This is a genomic window from Dyella ginsengisoli LA-4, from assembly GCF_000334915.1.
Lineage (GTDB): Bacteria > Pseudomonadota > Gammaproteobacteria > Xanthomonadales > Rhodanobacteraceae > Dyella_A > Dyella_A ginsengisoli_A.
Genome location: NZ_AMSF01000017.1, coordinates 18,487 through 36,349 on the forward strand (window position 1 = coordinate 18,487; position 17,863 = coordinate 36,349).

At 68.1% G+C, this 17,863-nt stretch carries 16 protein-coding genes; 4 read left to right on the forward strand and 12 right to left on the reverse strand.

Annotated features, from left to right (window positions below; translation table 11 throughout):
* Positions 1–137: 137 nt before the first annotated feature.
* The 6 genes from C693_RS0105740 to C693_RS0105765 are packed head-to-tail and all read right to left on the reverse strand — an operon-like array spanning position 138 to position 5,906.
* On the reverse strand, positions 138–1,382 hold the full coding sequence (locus C693_RS0105740; RefSeq protein WP_017461295.1) for a cysteine desulfurase: 1,245 nt from the start codon (positions 1,380–1,382) through the stop codon (positions 138–140).
* Between the two features lie 23 nt (positions 1,383–1,405).
* The gene (sufD, locus tag C693_RS0105745; protein WP_017461296.1) at positions 1,406–2,716 is read right to left on the reverse strand and encodes a Fe-S cluster assembly protein SufD; all 1,311 of its coding nucleotides are present in this window, start codon (positions 2,714–2,716) and stop codon (positions 1,406–1,408) included.
* Positions 2,713–3,474 carry a Fe-S cluster assembly ATPase SufC gene (gene sufC, locus C693_RS0105750; protein WP_017461297.1) on the reverse strand — a complete coding sequence of 254 codons (762 nt, stop codon included), beginning with the start codon at positions 3,472–3,474 and terminating at the stop codon, positions 2,713–2,715. Before sufC ends, sufD begins: the two co-directional genes overlap by 4 nt.
* A 25-nt stretch (positions 3,475–3,499) precedes the next feature.
* Complete coding sequence (locus tag C693_RS22540) at positions 3,500–3,988, reverse strand: lysozyme inhibitor LprI family protein (RefSeq protein ID WP_017461298.1); 489 nt, start codon at positions 3,986–3,988, stop codon at positions 3,500–3,502.
* Positions 3,985–5,451: a Fe-S cluster assembly protein SufB gene (gene sufB, locus C693_RS0105760; RefSeq protein ID WP_017461299.1), complete on the reverse strand. Its 1,467-nt coding sequence runs from the start codon at positions 5,449–5,451 to the stop codon at positions 3,985–3,987. Before sufB ends, C693_RS22540 begins: the two co-directional genes overlap by 4 nt.
* Positions 5,448–5,906, reverse strand: coding sequence for an SUF system Fe-S cluster assembly regulator (locus C693_RS0105765; protein ID WP_017461300.1), 459 nt, complete (start codon positions 5,904–5,906; stop codon positions 5,448–5,450). The genes sufB and C693_RS0105765 overlap by 4 nt, the downstream gene beginning before the upstream one ends.
* A gap of 268 nt (positions 5,907–6,174) precedes the next feature.
* On the opposite strand from C693_RS0105765, the gene C693_RS0105770 reads away from it, so the two are divergent.
* On the forward strand, positions 6,175–6,513 hold the full coding sequence (locus C693_RS0105770; protein WP_017461301.1) for a P-II family nitrogen regulator: 339 nt from the start codon (positions 6,175–6,177) through the stop codon (positions 6,511–6,513).
* Complete coding sequence (locus C693_RS0105775) at positions 6,503–7,837, forward strand: ammonium transporter (RefSeq protein ID WP_017461302.1); 1,335 nt, start codon at positions 6,503–6,505, stop codon at positions 7,835–7,837. Before C693_RS0105770 ends, C693_RS0105775 begins: the two co-directional genes overlap by 11 nt.
* 66 nt (positions 7,838–7,903) lie before the next feature.
* Here C693_RS0105775 and C693_RS0105780 read toward each other — a convergent pair whose 3' ends face one another.
* Positions 7,904–9,136, reverse strand: coding sequence for a putative bifunctional diguanylate cyclase/phosphodiesterase (locus C693_RS0105780; protein WP_017461303.1), 1,233 nt, complete (start codon positions 9,134–9,136; stop codon positions 7,904–7,906).
* A 40-nt stretch (positions 9,137–9,176) separates the two neighbouring features.
* Complete coding sequence (locus C693_RS0105785; RefSeq protein WP_017461304.1) at positions 9,177–10,400, reverse strand: HD-GYP domain-containing protein; 1,224 nt, start codon at positions 10,398–10,400, stop codon at positions 9,177–9,179.
* A 387-nt stretch (positions 10,401–10,787) separates the two neighbouring features.
* Between C693_RS0105785 and C693_RS0105790 the strand changes: the two genes are divergently transcribed.
* Both C693_RS0105790 and murU read left to right on the forward strand, forming a co-directional pair.
* On the forward strand, positions 10,788–11,813 hold the full coding sequence (locus tag C693_RS0105790; protein ID WP_017461305.1) for an aminoglycoside phosphotransferase family protein: 1,026 nt from the start codon (positions 10,788–10,790) through the stop codon (positions 11,811–11,813).
* Positions 11,810–12,517 (forward strand): N-acetylmuramate alpha-1-phosphate uridylyltransferase MurU, encoded by a 708-nt coding sequence (gene murU / locus C693_RS0105795; protein ID WP_020379885.1) that lies wholly within the window; start codon positions 11,810–11,812, stop codon positions 12,515–12,517. The genes C693_RS0105790 and murU overlap by 4 nt, the downstream gene beginning before the upstream one ends.
* Here the strand turns inward: murU and motB are convergent.
* From motB to secD, 4 genes are all read right to left on the reverse strand, one after another.
* Positions 12,514–13,755: a flagellar motor protein MotB gene (motB, locus tag C693_RS0105800; RefSeq protein WP_017461306.1), complete on the reverse strand. Its 1,242-nt coding sequence runs from the start codon at positions 13,753–13,755 to the stop codon at positions 12,514–12,516. The genes murU and motB overlap by 4 nt on opposite strands.
* Positions 13,752–14,612 carry a flagellar motor stator protein MotA gene (gene motA, locus C693_RS0105805; RefSeq protein WP_017461307.1) on the reverse strand — a complete coding sequence of 287 codons (861 nt, stop codon included), beginning with the start codon at positions 14,610–14,612 and terminating at the stop codon, positions 13,752–13,754. Before motA ends, motB begins: the two co-directional genes overlap by 4 nt.
* 166 nt (positions 14,613–14,778) lie before the next feature.
* Positions 14,779–15,756, reverse strand: a complete 978-nt coding sequence (gene secF, locus C693_RS0105810) for a protein translocase subunit SecF (protein WP_017461308.1) — start codon at positions 15,754–15,756, stop codon at positions 14,779–14,781.
* 139 nt (positions 15,757–15,895) lie between these two features.
* The gene (secD, locus tag C693_RS0105815; protein WP_017461309.1) at positions 15,896–17,782 is read right to left on the reverse strand and encodes a protein translocase subunit SecD; all 1,887 of its coding nucleotides are present in this window, start codon (positions 17,780–17,782) and stop codon (positions 15,896–15,898) included.
* Positions 17,783–17,863: the final 81 nt, after the last annotated feature.

The following is a 17,863-nucleotide window of genomic DNA, read 5'->3' on the forward strand; positions in this document are numbered from 1 at the left end:
GTCATCCAGTGACTTGTGCCGGGGACCCAAAAGCGAAGGCGCTGGATCCCAGCCTTCGCTGGGATGACGGTGAGGGCCATGGAGGTCGAGGGAACCCGGGGCATCCGGCGAAGGGGGGCCGAACCCAGACCAACCCATCACATCAACAGCTTGCGCACCTTCAGCAACGCCTCGACAAAGGCGTCCACTTCCTCGCGGGTGTTGTAGAACGCCAGCGAGGCGCGCAGCGTGGCGGGCACGCCGAAGAACTGCATCAGCGGGTGGGCGCAGTGGTGGCCGGAGCGCACGGCGACGCCCTGCAGGTCGAGCAGGGTGGCGAGATCCGTCGCCTGGGCGCCTTCGACCAGGAACGAGATCACCGGCTCCTTCTCCGCCGCCTCGCCGAAGATGCGCAGGCCGGGCACCTCGCGCAGGCGCTCGGTGGCGTAGGCGAGCAGACCCTGTTCGTGGGTGTGGATCGCCTCGAAGCCGAGCGACTGGTAGTAATCGATCGCCGCGCCCAGGCCGACGAAGCCGGCGATGTTCGGCGTGCCGGCCTCGAACTTGTGCGGCGGCTCGGCGAAGGTGGTGCCGTCGAAACGCACCTCGCGGATCATCTCGCCGCCACCGAAGAACGGCGGCATCGCGGCGAGGTGCTCCTTCTTCGCCCACAGCGCGCCGGTGCCGGTGGGCGAGAGCATCTTGTGGCCGGTGAGCGCGTAGAAATCGCAGCCCAGCGCCTGCACGTCGACCGGGCGATGGGGCAGCGCCTGGGAGCCATCGACCAGCAGCGCGATGCCGCGCTTGCGGCATTCGCGGGCGATCTCGCGCACCGGGTTCACCGTGCCCAGCACGTTGGAGACATGGGTGACGCAGGCGAGCTTCACTTCCGGCGTGAGCAGGTCGATGAAGCGCTCGACGATCAGCTCGCCGCGCGCGTCGATCGGCGCCGCCTTCACCGTGGCGCCGGCGCGCTGGGCGACGAGCTGCCACGGCACGATGTTGGCGTGGTGCTCCATCACCGTGGTGAGGATGGCGTCTCCCGGTTTCAGCCGCGGCAGCGCGTAGCTGTAGGCGACCAGGTTGGTGGCCTGGGTGGTGCCGGAGGTGAGCACCAGCTCGTTGCGCGAGGTGGCGTTGATGAACTTCGCCAGCTTGTCGCGCGCGCCCTCGTAGGCGCTGGTCGCCTCCTCGCCGAGGAAATGCACGGCGCGCGAGACGTTGGCGTTGTACTCGCGGTAGTAACGGTCCACCGCGTCGATGACCGCCGCGGGCTTCTGGCTGGTGTTGGCGTTGTCGAAGTACACCAGCGGCTTGCCGTGCACCGAGCGCGACAGCAGCGGGAAGTCGGCGCGCACGCGCTGCACGTCGAGGGCGATCGGGGTGGCGGTGGCGGCGTTCATCGGCGATCCGGTGGCGAAGGGGTTCAGGCCTGCGGCAGGTGCCGGGCCACGAGGTCGGACAGGTGCTCGCGCAGCGCTTCGTTCGGCAGGTCGTCCAGCACCGCGCGGCAGAACGCGGCAGTAAGCATGGCGCGCGCCTGCGCCTCGGGGATGCCGCGCGAGCGCAGGTAGAACAGCGCGCGCGGATCGAGCTGGCCGACGGTGGCGCCGTGCGCGGCCTTCACCTCGTCGGCGTGGATCTCCAGCTCGGGCTTGGTGTCGATCTCGGCGTTGGCGGACAGCAGCAGGTTCTTGTTGCTGAGGCTGGCATCGGTGCCGTCGGCGCCCGGTGCCACGTAGATCGCGCCGCGGAACACGCCGCGCGCGCGGCCGTCGGCGACGCCGCGCCACAGGGCCTCGGAAGACGAGTTGCGCGCGGTGTGGCGCACCAGCATCTGCGTGTCCGCATGCTGGCGGCCGTGCAGCACGAAGGCGCCGCGCGTTTCCAGCCGCGCGCCGTCGCCGGCCACGTCGGCCTGCAGTTCGTGGCGGCTCAGCGCCCCGCCCAGTTCCAGCGCGTGCAGGGTGGCGTGCGCGCCGGCGCGCAGCTGCACGCCGGTGCGACGCACCAGGGTGCTGGCTTCGGCGGCCGACTGCAGGATCACGTGCTGCAGCTTTGCGCGCTCGCCCAGCGAAATATCGGTGACCACGGTGCCCAGGTGGGCGTGCTCGCCATGACCCAGATGATGCTCGGCGAGCGAGAGCGAAGCGCCCTCACCCAGCTCGATCACCTGGCGCAGGTGCCACATCGCGTCGCCTTCCGAGGCGGCGCCGACGAAGCACAGGTGCACCGGCACCTCGATCTGCGCGCCCGCTGCCACGCGCAGCACTACACCCTCGGCGGCGAACGCCGCGTTGAGCTGGACGAACGCGTCGCCGGCTTCGCGGTAGGCGCGCGCCAGCGCGAAGCGCAATGGCTCGGCATCGGTAGCCAACGCCTGCGACAGCGGCTGCAGGCTCAGGCCGGCAGGCAGCGCATCGAGCGAGGACAGGTCGGCACGCAGCACGCCGTTGACGAACACCAGCCGCGGGCCGTCGACACCCGGCAGCGCCAGCGCCGCCGCATCGATCGCCAACGTGGCGGCCGCCGCATCACCGACGGCGTAGCGGCGCTGGCCCAGCGCGCGCAGCGCGGTGTACTTGAACGCTTCCACGCGCGTGTCCGGCAGGCCGGCGGCGAGGAAGGCGTCGAGGTTGTCGCGTCGCGCCGCGTCCAGCCAGGCGATGCCGCTGACCGGCAGCGCCGCCTCGCGCTGCGCCTCGACGAACGGAACGGGGGCCGCGGCCTGGCTCATGCCGAGGCTCCAGCCGGTTCCTCGCGCAGCCAGGCGTAGCCCTGCGCCTCGAGCTTGAGCGCCAGCGTCTTGTCGCCGCTCTCCACGATGCGGCCATCGGCCAGCACGTGCACGAAGTCCGGCTGGATGTAGTCGAGCAGGCGCTGGTAGTGGGTGATCATCAGCACCGCGCGCTCGGGCGAGCGCTGCGCGTTGACGCCGGCGGCGACCTGCTTGAGTGCGTCGATGTCGAGCCCTGAGTCGGTCTCGTCGAGGATTGCCAGCTTCGGCTCCAGCACCGCCATCTGGAAGATCTCGTTGCGCTTCTTCTCGCCACCGGAGAAGCCCTCGTTGACGGCGCGGTGCAGCAGCTCGTCGGAGATCTGCATGTCCTTGAGCTTCTCGCGCACCAGCTTGAGGAAGGCCATGGAGTCCAGTTCCTTCTCGCCGCGCGCCTTGCGCTGCGCGTTGAGCGCGGTGCGCAGGAAGTAGGTGTTGTTCACGCCGGGGATTTCCACCGGGTACTGGAAGGCCAGGAACACGCCGGCGGCGGCGCGCGCCTCCGGCTCCATCGCCAGCAGGTCGACGCCGTTGAAGCTGACCGAGCCGGCGGTGACCTCGTAGCCCTCGCGCCCGGACAGCACGTTGCCCAGGGTGGACTTGCCGGCACCATTCGGGCCCATGATGGCGTGCACCTCGCCCGGCTTCACGGTGAGGCTGAGGCCCTTGAGGATTTCCTTGCCTTCCACGCGGGCGTGGAGGTTTTCGATGATGAGCATGGCTTGGGTTTTCGCAGTAATGGCGTCAGGGCGCCTTGGGGACGACGAACGGATGACGGACGAGATCGGCGCAGGGAGCGCTGTCCTGCTCGCCATAGGCGTCGCCGCGCAGGTAGTCACAAAGACGGGCGGTCCGTTCGCGCTCGAGGCCGGCCTGGTAGAGCGCGTAGGCAGCCGGGTAGGCGGTGCCGCGATCGGGGCCTTCGGCATTGGCAAAACGGGCCGCAAGGTCCGCATCGCGATAGCTCAGCCAGGCCCGCTGCGCCTTGCGCAGCTTCGCGATCATTTCCGGGTACGCGGCCCACTTCTTCAACACGGCCCGGTAGGTCGCGTTGAGCTCCTTGTCGGCCGCCTCGCCGACCTGGCCAGCGCACTGGTTCATGTCGTACTGGGTGGCGGCCTTGGCACAAAACCGTGCCACGACTGCGCTATCGGCCGGCGGCTGATCGGCGCGCGCTGGCGTCACCAGCAGGCTGCCAAGGACAAGCACCGCAAAAAACGCGACATACCTCATCCGACTGCTCCCTCCAGCGACACTTCCAGCAGCTTCTTCGCCTCCACCGCGAACTCCATCGGCAGCTCGCGGAAGACCTGCTTGCAGAAGCCGTCGACGATCATCGACACGGCGTCTTCCTCGCCGATGCCGCGGGCGCGGCAGTAGAACAGCTGGTCGTCGGAGATCTTCGACGTCGTCGCCTCGTGCTCGACGATGGCGCTGGGGTTCTTCACTTCCATGTAGGGGAAGGTGTGCGCGCCGCACTGCTTGCCGATCAGCAGGCTGTCGCACTGGGTGTAGTTGCGCGCGTTCTCGGCGCCCTTCTCCACCTTCACCAGGCCGCGGTAGCTGTTGGAGCTCTTGCCGGCGGAGATGCCCTTGGAGACGATCTTCGACTTGGTGTCGCGACCGAGGTGGATCATCTTGGTGCCGGTGTCGGCCTGCTGGTGGTGATGGGTGAGCGCCACCGAATAGAACTCGCCCACCGAGCGGTCGCCGCGCAGCACGCAGCTGGGGTATTTCCAGGTGATCGCCGAACCGGTTTCCACCTGGGTCCAGCTGATCTTCGAATCGTGGCCGCGGCAGTCGCCGCGCTTGGTCACGAAGTTGTAGATGCCGCCGACGCCGTTCTCGTCGCCGGGGTACCAGTTCTGCACGGTGGAGTACTTGATGGTGGCGCGCTCCAGCGCGACCAGTTCCACCACCGCGGCGTGCAGCTGGTTCTCATCGCGCTGCGGCGCGGTGCAGCCTTCCAGGTAGGAGACGTGGGCGTCGTCCTCGCAGATGATCAACGTGCGCTCGAACTGCCCGGTGTTCATCGCGTTGATGCGGAAGTAGGTGGACAGCTCCATCGGGCAGCGCACGCCCTTGGGCACGAACACGAACGAGCCATCGGAGAACACCGCCGAGTTGAGCGCGGCGAAGTAGTTGTCGCCCACCGGCACCACGCTGCCGAGGTACTGCTGCACCAGTTCGGGGTATTCGCGGATCGCCTCGCTGATCGAGCAGAAGATCACGCCGGCCGCGGCCAGCTCCTTGCGGAAGGTGGTGCCGACGGAGACCGAGTCGAACACCGCGTCCACCGCCACGCCGGCCAGCTTGGCGCGCTCGTGCAGCGGCACGCCGAGCTTCTCGTAGGTTTCCAGCAGCTTGGGGTCGACCTCGTCCAGCGACTTGGGCGCCTGCTTCGGCGCGGCGTAGTAGCTGATCGCCTGGTAGTCCACCGCCGGCACGTTGAGCTTGGCCCAGTCCGGGGTGGGCATGGTCAGCCAGTGGCGATAGGCCTTCAGTCGCCACTCGGTCATCCACTCCGGCTCGCCCTTGCGCGCGGAGAGCGCGCGCACGATGTCCTCGTTGAGGCCCGGCGGCAGGTAGTCGGTCTCGATGTCGGTGACGAAGCCGGCGGCGTAGCGACGGCCGAGCGCCTCGATGACCTCGGCGTTTTCCACCGGCGCGGTGGTCTCGGTGTGTTCGCTGCTCATGCGGTGGTCCTGCCCTTGATCTCGCTGATGGCGATGGTCGCCAGCGCCGGCCGGGCCGGCGGTTGAAGCATGTCGGCCAGGCTCACGCCGCGCAGGGCGTCGTCGAGCACCTGGTTGATCCGCCGCCAGCTGCCGCGCACGCCGCACTGCGACTCGCGCTCGCACTGGCCGTCGGTGCCGCACTCGGTCATGCCGATGCGCCCTTCCATCGCCTCGACGATCTCGGCGAGGTTGATCTCGCGGGCCGGGCGGGCGAGGCGGTAGCCGCCGTTGACGCCGCGGAACGACTCGACCAGCCCGGCGTGCCCGAGCGACTTCAGCAGCTTGCTCACCGTCGGCAGCTCCAGATGCGCCTCGTCGGCGATCTGCGCCGTGCTGAGCACGTCATCGGGGTGCGCGGCGATGCAGGTCATCACCACGGCGGCGTAATCGGTGAGTCGGCTGACGCGGAGCATGGCGGGGAGGGGATTCCGACAAATCAGACCAAAATGGTACGGATTACCGCCGCAGCGGTCAATCCGGACACGGCGTCGCGGGCCTCATTGCACCAATCACGGGCAATTCATCGCACCGCTTCCGGGCGCCACTACCCCGGCCACACCCCGTCCGGACCGCCCAGGCGCAACGGCAGCCCCGTTTTGCGGCGTCGGCCGCGGACCGACGAGTACTGGCACGCAATCTGCTGTGCTGCAGCAGAACCAGTCGCGAGGGGAAGCGCACGTCATGAAGTGGATTACCGCCATCATCAAACCGTTCAAGCTCGACGAAGTGCGCGAGGCGCTGGCCGAGGCCGGCGTGCAGGGGATGACCGTGACCGAGGTGAAGGGCTTCGGCCGCCAGCACGGCCACACCGAGCTGTACCGCGGCGCCGAGTACGTGGTCGATTTCCTGCCCAAGCTGAAGATCGAGATCGCGGTCAGCGACGACCAGGCCGAGCGCGCGATCGAGGCGATCGGCACCGCCGCCCGTACCGGCAAGGTCGGCGACGGCAAGATCATGGTGTTCGACCTCGAGCAGGTGATCCGCATCCGCACGCAGGAGGTCGACGCCGATGCGCTCTGACCGCCTGCTCGCCCTGCGCCGTCCCGCCGCGCTCCTCGCCGGCCTGCTGTTCGCCATGCCCGCCTTCGCCCAGGGCACCGCGCCCAAGCTCGACAGCGGCGACACCGCCTGGATGCTCACCGCCTCCATGCTGGTGCTGCTGATGACGATCCCCGGCCTGGCGCTGTTCTACGGCGGCATGGTACGCGCCAAGAACCTGCTGTCGGTGCTGATGCAGTGCTTCGCGATCACCGCGCTGGTGACCGTGCTGTGGATGGTCTACGGCTACTCGCTGGCCTTCAGCACCGAGGGCATGCACGCCGGCCGCGTGGACCTGCATTCGATCATCGGCGGACTGGATCGCTTCATGCTGGCCGGACTCAAGCCGGACTCGCTGTACAACACGGTGCCGGAAAGCGTGTTCGTGATGTTCCAGCTCACGTTCGCGATCATCACCCCGGCGCTGATCATCGGCGCTTTCGCCGAGCGCATGAAGTTCAGCGCGCTGCTGTGGTTCACCGGACTGTGGCTGACCTTCGTCTACCTGCCGATGGCGCACATGGTGTGGGGCGGCCCCGGCTCGCTGCTCGGCGACCTGGGTGTGCTGGACTTCGCCGGCGGCACGGTGGTGCACATCAACGCCGGCATCGCCGGCCTGGTGGCGTGCCTGGTCATCGGCAAGCGCAAGGGCTACCCGACCACGCCGATGCCGCCGCACAACCTGGGCTACACGGTGATCGGAGCCAGCCTTTTGTGGCTGGGCTGGTTCGGCTTCAACGCCGGCTCGGCGGTGGCCTCCAACGGCAGCGCCGGCATGGCGATGCTGGTGACCCAGATCGCCACCGCCGGCGCGGTGATCGGCTGGACCGCGGTGGAGTGGTTCGTGCACAAGCGGCCCAGCGTGCTCGGTGCGGTTTCCGGTGCGGTGGCCGGCCTGGTCGCGGTGACGCCGGCCTCGGGCACCTGCGGCCCCGGCGGCGCGCTGGTACTGGGCCTGATCGCTGGCGCTGCGTGTTTCTTCACCGCCACCAAGCTGAAGAACAAGCTCGGCTACGACGACTCGCTCGACGTGTTCGGCGTACATGCCATCGCCGGCATCATCGGCGGTCTGCTCACCGGTCCGCTGGCAGCGGCCGCGCTGGGCGGCTTCGGCAACGTCACCTCGCTGGGCGGCCAGTTGTGGATCCAGGCCAAGGGCGTCGGCTTCACCATCGCGTGGAGCGCGGTGCTGAGCTACGCGATCCTGAAGATCCTGGACATCGCCATCGGCCTGCGCGTGGATGCCGAGCAGGAGCAGATCGGCCTGGACCTGTCGCAGCACGAAGAGAAGGCCTACAACCTCTGATCGAACCGTCGCGGGGTGGCCATCCGGCCGCCCCGCAGCGGCCGGATCTCCGGCCGACGCGGCAGCCTAGGCACCGAAGCGCGAGATGAAGTCCCCGGCCGGCATGGGTTCGCCCAGATGGTGCCCCTGGCCGAAGTCGCAGCCCATCCGGGCCAGCAGCGTCCGTGTCGCCGGGTCTTCGATGCCCTCGGCCACGGTGACCAGATCGAGGTGGTGCGCCATGTCGATGATCGCGCGCATCAGCGCGGCGCCGCGCGCATCGGCCTCGAGCCCGCGCACCAGCGATATGTCGATCTTCAGCTCGGTCGCCGGGAATTTGCGCAGGTAGGCAATGCTGGCGTAGCCGGTGCCGAAGTCGTCGATCGCCACGCCGAGTCCACGATCGCGCAGGCGACGGAGCACGCGCACGGTCTGCTCCAGGTCGTTCACCAGCGCCGTCTCGGTCACCTCGGCGACGACGCGCTCGGGCGCAATGCCCCAGATCTCCAGCGCGCCGGTGAGCTTCTCTACCAGCCCCGGCTGGTCGAACACCCGCGGCGAAAGGTTGATGGAGAATTTCATTCCCGCCGCCGGCGGCAACTGCGCCGCATGGCGGAGCGTGGCGTTGATGCTCCAGTGGGTGAGCGCACCGATCAGTCCGCTCTGTTCGGCGAACGGCACGAAATCCGCAGGCGATATGCCGCCGCTGGCGCCTCCCGCCGGCCAGCGCGCCAACGATTCGGCCGCCACCACACCGCCGGCCTGCAGATCGAAGATCGGCTGCAGGAACACCGCCAGGCGATTGCTCTCGATGGCGTCGCGAAGCTCGCCGTAGCGCACCGCCACCGGATCGCTGGCGCCATCGTGGACCGCATGCTGTTCGCCCAGGCGCAGCGCCTCGTCCATCGCCATGTCGGCCCGCAACAGCACCGACTCGGGGCCTTCACCATGGTCCGGATAGAGTGCGATGCCCATGACCGGCCGGGCCCGCCACGGCTCGCCCTGGCCGGCGACCGGTTGCTCGAATGCCTGCATGAGCCGGGTTGCGGCCAGCAGCGCATGCTGCGCATTGCGCATGCCCGGAAGCAGCAACGCGAAAAGGTCTTCGCCGATACGAAACACGCGATCCGCCGGCCGCAACGCGTCGGCGATCAGGGCGATCACCTGGGCAACCGCAGCGTCCGCGGCGGCATAACCGAAACGCAGCCGGCGCTCGCGCAGCCCCTCGATCCGGAGCACGACCGCGGCAACGCGGTCCTCTCCCGCCCGGGCCCGGATCGCGGCATCGAAGGCCGACAGCAACGCATCGCGGTTCAGCAAGCGACGACTCCCCGTCCCCACCGGTCGGCGGCTGCGGGCATCATTGCAGGAACAGATCCGCGGTATCGATGCCGTACTCGCCCGGCGCCAGGCCCCGGCGGATGTGGACCTGCGGCTTGCCCTCGGGCTGGTTCATCAGGTCCATCACCTGGAACGTGGTCAACGCCAGCTTGTCCGGCGTACTCAGGATCACCACCCGCGGCGTCAGCCGCCGCGCCTGGTTCTGCGCCAGCACCACCGCAACCTCGCCCGTGGTCAGTTCCACCATCGAGCCGGTGGGGTAGACGCCCAGACAGACCTGGAACTGCTCGACCAGCTCGGCCTGGAACTGGGTTCCCTTGGCCGCGTAGATCGCCCGCAGCGCCTGGTGGCGGGACACCGCCGGCCGGTAGGTGTGCTCGCTGATCATCGAATGGTAGGCGTCGATGATCGACAGCATGCGGCCGGCCAGCGGGATCTCCACGCCGGCCAGCCCGGCCGGATAGCCCTGGCCGTCGTGTCGCTCGTGGTGGGTGCGGACGATGTCGATCACGTCGGCATCGCGCAGCTCCGACGCGTGCAGGATGTCCAGGCCGTGGGCCACGTGCTGGCGGATCTGCTCCATCTCCTCCGCGGTCGGCTTGCCGGGATGGGTCAGCAGCTCACCGGGGACCCGCGCCTTGCCGACATCCATCAACAGGCCGCCAGCGGCGAGGCTGACGATGGTTTCCTCGGCGAAGCCCATGTGCCGACCGAACAGCGCGGCCAGCACGCTGCAGTGGATGGCGTGGTTGTAGGAGTAGCTGTCGCGGCGGCGCAGGCCCTCGACCCAGAAGAACGCATCGGCGCTGCGCAGCACGCTGGCAACCAGCGGGCGCACGGCCTGCTCGACGCTCTCCACCGGCAGCTCGCGTCCCTGCATCACGTCGTCGAAGACCCGGTCGACGAGGGTGGACGCCTGTTCCATCGCCTCGCGGGCGCGGGGCAGTTCCTCGGCGAAGTCCACCTCGTCGCGATAGCCGATGCGCGCCTGGAAGCGTGCCTCGGGCAATTCGGTGCGGTTGAGGATCTTCAGCGGGACGTTGTCCAGCAGCACCTGCCGACGCGTGTCGACGTAGACGAAACTGCAGAACTCGCGCAGTTTCTCGATGTCTTCCAGCGAACGCACCTCGAGCCCCTGCAGCGGGAACGGGGTCTGCTCCCACGGCAGGTCGAGTCGCGAGACGTACATGCCGAGCTTGATGTCGGCCACATCGATGCAGCGCTCTTCCAGTTCAAGCGCCATGGCGGACACCCCTGGCGGGCGGGCGCCGCGGACAGGCCCGGCGGCATGTTCCGCCCACCTTGCCCGACGATGTCGCCGCGCACGCGGCGATCACCGGCGACCACAGTCCGGACAAATGCGACGACAAGACCAGATGCATCGAACTCAAAGGCAGAAATTCCCTCGGCTGGCCGACCCGCACCACCCGAGCGCTGCGGCCGCCGTCTGCCTAAGGTGGCCCACAATGCGCGCCGGTTCAAGCGGTAACGCAGCACCGGAAAAAATCAGTTTGGCCAGAGACTTGCCGGTGATCGACAGGAAAACGGTTTCGCACCGCGGCCGCCCTCCCGGCTTCCGCGAACGGGCACTGACGCTAGACTGGCATTTTCCGCCCTGTCCTTGCCGCCGATGACCTCCACCGACCGCGCCACCGAACGCCTGGCCTGGCTGCGCCGCACGCTCGGCGACGACCGCCTCACGCTGGAAAGCGCATCGTCCGACGCCAGTTTCCGCAGCTACTGGCGCACCCGCCACGGCGGCCGCAGCTGGATCGTGATGGATTCGCCCCCGGCCCAGGAGGACCCGGCGCCGTGGCTGGCGATCGGCCGCCGTCTGGCCGACGCCGGCCTGCACGTGCCGGCGGTGCATGAAGCCGATCTCGCGCAGGGCTTCCTGCTGATCGAGGATCTCGGCACCCGCACCTACCTGCCGGAATTGAACGAGGCTTCGGTCGAGCAGCTCTACGGCGCCGCGCTCGACGCGTTGCTGCGCATCCAGACACGCATGGGTACCTCGGATCTGGCCCACTACGACCGCGCATTCCTGGCCCGCGAGCTGGCGATCCTGCCGGAGTGGTTCCTTGGCCGGCACCTGGGCGTGACGCCCGACGACGACGAACTGGAAACGCTGGAGGAAGCCTTCGGCGTGCTGCTGGACAGCGCGCTGGCGCAACCGACCGTGTTCGTGCACCGCGACTTCCACAGCCGCAACCTGCTGGTGATCGACGACGACACGCCGCTGGCCAGCCCCGGCATCATCGATTTCCAGGGCGCGCTGGCCGGCCCGATCGCCTACGACCTCGCCTCGCTGCTGCGCGACTGCTACATCGCCTGGCCGCGCGAGCGCGTCGAGTCCTGGGTCGAGGCCTATCGCAAGCGCCTACACGGCGCCGGGCTGATCGACGACGAGGTCGACGCCGCCACTTTCCTGCGCTGGTTCGACCTGATCGGCCTGCAGCGGCACCTGAAGGTGCTGGGCATCTTCTGCCGGCTCGCCTACCGCGACGGCAAGCGCGGCTACCTGGCCGACCTGCCCCGCGTGTTCGACTACGTGATCGACATCGCCGGCAGCTACCCCGAACTGCAGCCGATGGCCGACCTGCTGGCGCGGCACGTCGGCGACCGCGACCTGACCACGGAGCCGGCACTCGCATGAGACATGCGCTGATCTTCGCCGCGGGACTGGGCGAACGCATGCGCCCGCTCACCGACAGCACACCCAAACCCCTGCTCTCTGTCGGCGGCAAGCCGCTGATCGTGTGGCACCTGGAGAAACTGGCGGCGCTCGGCGTGCATTACGTGGTGGTCAACACCTCGCACCTGGCCGACCGGTTTCCCGAAGCGCTGGGCGACGGCGCCCGCTGGGGACTGCGCATCCGCTACGCGTACGAGGGGACGACGCCGCTGGAGACCGGCGGCGGCATGCTCAACGCATTGCCGCTGCTGGGGCCGGAACCGTTCCTGGCGATCAATGGCGACATCTGGACCGATCTCGATTTCGCCCGCCTGCCGACCGAACCGCGTGGCCTGGCACACCTGGTGATGGTCGACAACCCGCCGCACCACCCGGCGGGCGACTTTCATCTGGATGCCGACGGGCACCTGCACGCCCAGGGCGAGCCACGTCTCACCTTCGCCGGCGTGGGGGTCTATCGCCGGGAGGTACTCGATGGCTGGCAGGAGCATGCTTCGACGATGCGGCCCGGCCAGCAGCCGCGCTTCCCGCTCGCGCCCCTGCTGCGCACCGCGATGGCCGCTGCCGCGGTGGATGGCATGCATCACCGCGGGCGCTGGACCGATGTGGGCACGCCCGAGCGCCTGGCCGAGCTGGACCGGACGCTGCCCCCAGGCAGCCGCTAGGGCAATCGCGTCGTCGTTGCCGCCGCCGGGTAGCCAGCGGCCTGGATCGCGCGCACCGCCGCGGGCATCGCGCCCTCCCGACCGGGTCTGACTGTCGTGGACATGCCTGCGTCCTGCACGGCCCGCACCGCGGCCGGCATCGAGGGCAGACCCTGGGCAGCAGGCGTCGCCAGGCCGACCGGTGCCGCGTCGGCGGCCGCCCCGGTCGCGGCGGGGCGCGACTCGACCACCGTCGGTGTCGACGGCGCGGTCACCGTCATCGCCGGTGCCACCGGCGAGGCGGCAAGCGAAGCGGCGATGGCCGGGGCGGCATCCGCCATCGGCCGGGCCGAAGCGGCCGCCGCCGGCGCGCTGTCGGCGCCTTCCGGGGACTTGGCTGCCTCGGCGGCCTCGTGGGTCATGACGATGATGCTGATGCGCCGATTGATGGCCGCCCCCGGGTTGTTCTTGTCGAACGGCACGGAATCGGCCAGTCCGACCACACGGGCGATCTTGCCGTTCTGCAGGCCACCCTCGATCAATGCCCGTCGCGCGGCATTGGCGCGATCGGCGGAAAGCTCCCAGTTGCTGTAGTCGCGGCCATTCGAATACGGCGCGTCGTCGGTATGGCCGGAGATGCTGATCGGGTTCGGCACCTTGTTGATGAAGCCCGCCAGCTCATGGAGGATGTCGACGGTGTAGTCCTTCAACCGGGCGCTGCCGAGGTCGAACATCGGCCGGTTCTGCTTGTCGACGATCTGGATGCGCAGCCCTTCGGAGGTGATGTCCAGCAGCAGCTGATCCTTGAACGGCGCCAGCGCCTGGCTCTTTTCGATGGCCGCATTCAGCTGCTGCATCAGGTCTTCCAGGCGCGCCTTTTCCTGCGCCTTGGCGAGCTTCTCGAGGTCTGCCTTGGAGGTCTGCGGCTTGGCATACTGGCGCTCGTTGCCCGGGCCCTTCGGAATGTCCATCGCACCGCCGAGCTTGATCATGCTGTCGCTCGCGCCGCCGGCGCCCACCTGGCCCGGTGGCGCGACCGTGGCCTGGCCCTGCTGCATGCTCGGGTTGTTGAAGTATTCGGCGATCGCCGCTTTCTGCTGCTTGGTGCCCTGGCCGAGCAGCCACATGACCAGAAAGAACGCCATCATCGCCGTCACGAAGTCGGCATAGGCGACTTTCCAGGCACCACCATGGTGTCCGCCGCTGATCCGCTTGATCTTGCGGACGACGATGACCGGTTCGCCCTGATCCTCACTCATGCCGCAGCGCCCTTGAGGTGCAGTTCGAGATCCTGGAAGCTCGGGCGGGACTGCGAGGACAGCGACTTGCGGGCGAACTCCACCGCCACCTTGGGGTTGTAGCCGCGCAGGTTGGCGATCAGCGCCACCTTCACGCACTCGAACGCCTTGCTGTCCTCCTTCACCTTCGACTCCATCGCCTGCGCCAGCGGGCCGATGAAGCCGTAGGCCAGCAGGATGCCGAGGAAGGTGCCGACCAGCGCGGCGGCAATGTGCTCGCCGATGGCCGAGGTGTCGCCGCCGTTGAGCGAGCCCATCGTGATCACGATGCCGAGCACTGCCGCCACGATGCCGAAGCCGGGCATCGCGTCGGCCATCTTGGCCACCGCGTGCGCCGGCGCCTCGGCTTCGTGGTGATGGGTTTCCAGCTCGTAGTCGAGCAGCGGCTCGAGCTCGTGCGCGTTCATGCTGCCGCTGACCATCAGGCGCAGGCAGTCGGTGATGAAGTCGACGAGATGGTGCTCGCGGATCAACCGCGGGTACTTGGTGAAGATCGGACTCTCTTCCGGGCTCTCGATGTGCGACTCGAGTGCCAGCAGGCCCTCCTTCCGCGCCACGCTGAAGATGTCGTAGAGCAGCGAGAGCAGGTCCACGTAGTCCTGCTTCTTGTACTTCGGTCCCTTGATGAGACCGATGGCATCCTGGATCGATGCCTTGACGATCTTCGATGGATTGGCGCTGAGGAACGCGCCGAGCGCCCCGCCACCGATGATCAGCAGCTCGTAGGGTTGCCACAACGCGGCGAGATGTCCGTGGGACAGCACGAAGCCGCCCACCACGGCGACGATCACGACCAGGGCACCGACGACGACAAGCATGTTCCATTCCGCCTTTGATTGAAGATGCCGTGACCCCGGCACCTTCCGTTTATCGGCGGACCCGCCGGCAAGTTGAGGCCGTTCATGCGAACGGTTGCATGAACGTGCGCACAAAAGAAAAGCCCGGCCGGAGCCGGGCTTTTTCCGTTGCGGGGCGGAACGCCGGTCAGGGGCGGCGGGCCAGCTCCGGGTTCTCCTTGGTGACCGGCATCAGGTCCTTCTTCGACACACCCAGCCACAGCAGGATCGGGCTGGCGACGAAGATCGAGGACAGCGTGCCGACCACGATGCCGATCAGCATCGTCACCGCGAAACCTTCCACCGCCGGACCGCCGATGAAGTACAGCGCGGCCATGGTGATGCCAGTGAAAAGCGAAGTGATGATGGTTCGCGACAACGTGGTGTTGATCGAGCGGTTGAGGATCTCCTCCGGCTCGGCCTTGCGCGCGGAGCGGAATAGCTCGCGGATACGGTCGAACACCACCACCTTGTCGTTGATCGAGTAACCGATCACCGCCAGCACCGACGCCAGCACGGTCAGGTCGAACTCGCGCTGGACCAGGGCGATCACGCCCAGGGTGACCAGCACGTCGTGGACCTCGGTGACCAGCGCGGCGATTGCAAAGCGGCGCTCGAATCGCATCCACAGGTACAGGCCGATGCCGATGATCACGAAGATCGCCGCCACCGAACCGTCGCTCTTCACCTCGTCGCCCACGGCGGATGTGACGAAGCTGTGGCTGGTCATGGTCACGCCGGGCGTCTCGGCCTTCAGCGCAGCGAGCACGTCGTTGGCCACCTTGTCGGCGGCGGCTGAGCTGGTCGCGCCGCTCTTGTCCGCGGCGGCGTCGGCGGTGTCCTCCTTGGCCTGCAGGCGGATCGACATCTGCCGCGAACCACCCAGGCTCTGCACCAGCGGGCTCTCGAAGCCGTGCTTCTGCAGCGCCGCGCGCACCTGGCCGACGTCGGTCGGCTGCGGATAGCTCACTTCCACCGAGATACCGCCGGTGAAGTCCAGCGCGTAGTTCAGGCCCTTGGTGAAGATCAGCCCGACCGACGCGATCATCAGCAGCACGGCCAGACCGATCGTGTACTTGCGGATGCCGAGGAAGTTGACGTTGGCGTTGTGATTGAAGATTTCCATGAACCATTCCTTCAAGGGATCCCGGCCATGGATGGCCGGTCGCGCCGCAGACCCGTCCGCTGCGCGGAGCCCGGTACGGACAGGTGCCGGACCGGACGAGTCGCCGGCCGCCCGGGACGGGCGGCCGGCGGCACAACAACTACACCGACAGCGTCTTGAGCTTGCGGTTGCCGTGGATCAGCGCGGTGATGGCGTGGGTCACCGTGACCGAGGTGAACATCGAGGTCAGGATGCCGATCAGCAGCGTGACGCCGAAGCCGCGGATCGGACCCGAGCCCATCGTGGTCAGTGCCAGCGCGGCGATCAGGTGGGTGACGTTGGCATCGAGAATCGTTGCCCAGGCCTTCTCGTAGCCAGCGCGGATCGAGGCGTGCGGCGTCGAGCCGTTGCGCAGCTCTTCGCGTATGCGCTCGCAGATCAGCACGTTGGCATCGATTGCCATGCCGAGGGTCAGCACGATACCGGCGATGCCCGGCATGGTCAGGGTCACGCCGATGAGCGACATCACCGCGACCAGGATCACCAGGTTGAAGAACAGCGCGATGTCCGCCACCAGGCCGAACAGCTTGTAGTAGATCGCCGCGGCCAGCAGCACCAGCGCCAGGCCCAGCATCACCGCCTTGAAGCCCTTGTTGATGTTGTCCTGGCCCAGACTCGGGCTCAGTGCCGACTCCGACACGATGTCCACCGGCGCGGCCAGCGAGCCGCCCTTGAGCAGCAGCGCCAGCTCGGAGGCTTCCTTCGGGCTGCCCAGGCCGGTGGTCTGGAAGTTCTTGCCGAACACGCCGTCGATGCGCGCGTCGCTGATCACTTCCTCGGTAACGCGCGGCGTACGCACTTCCTTGCCGTCGACGGTCTTGGTGTCGTACGTGGTCTCCACGTAGACCACCGCCATCGGCTTGCCGACGTTGTTGGTGGTGAAGTCCAGCATCCGCTTGGCGCCGGCCGCGGTCAGCGTGACATTGACCGTCGGCGTGCCGCTCTGCGGGTCGGTGCCGGAGGTGGCATTGGCCAGCTGGTCGCCGCTGACGATGAGCTGCTTGGCCACCAGCACCGGCTGGTGCGTACCGCGCATGTAGTACAGGCGCGCATTCGGCGGCACGTTGCCGGTCTTCGCGGCATCCACGGCCTGCGGATCCCCCGGATAACCGATGCCGGGGTGGTATTCCAGCGTGGCCACCGCGCCGATCACCTTCTTCGCCTCGGCCGGGTTCTGCATGCCGGCCAGCTCGACCACGATCTGGTTCTCGCCCTGCTGCTGGATCACCGGCTCGGACACACCCAGCGCGTTGACGCGGTTGCGCAACGTGCTGACGTTCTGCTTGATCGCCCCCAGCGCGATCTCCTGCAGCTTCTGCGGCTTGACCGCGGCGTTGAGCATGAAGCGGTCGCCACTGCTGTCGCCGTTGTTGACGTTGAGGTCGGGATACTCGCTGGCGATGTCGCTGGCCGCCGCGTTGCGGTCGGCATCCGAGCGCAGCGCGATGTTGATGCCGTTGCCGCGCCCCTTGGCGCGCGTCACCGACTCGTAGCGGATGTTCTTCTGCCGCAGCAGACTGCGGATGTCATCCGCGTAGCGCTCCTCCTGCTGGTCGATCACGCTGTTCTGGTCGACCGCCATCAGGAAGTGCACGCCACCCTGCAGATCCAGGCCCAGCGGCATCGACTTGGCGTGGATCGCGCGCAGCCAGGCCGGCACGGTCGGCGCCAGGTTCAGCGCGACGGTGTAGTTGTTGTTGTCGCCGAGCGCGGCCTTGATCACGTCGGAGGCCTTGGCCTGCACGTCCGCGTTCGAGAAGTTGGCCACCAGGTGATCGCCGTCGATCGCCAGTCCGGTGTAGGCGATCTTCTGCGCGGCCAGGGCGTCGGCCACCTTCTGCTGCACGCTGGCATCCAGCGGCGCGCCGTGGTTCGCCTGCACCTGCACCGCCGGCACCGGCGGGAAGGCGTTGGGCAGCGCGTAGATGATGCCGAACACCAAAGCCAGCGCGACCAGCGCGTATTTCCAGCGGGGGAAATCACTCATGCCTTGCATCCATCAAAGCCACCTGCGGCGGCGGCGGTAACGTAAAAAACGGACACGGCACGCCCCTGGGGCGCGCCGAGC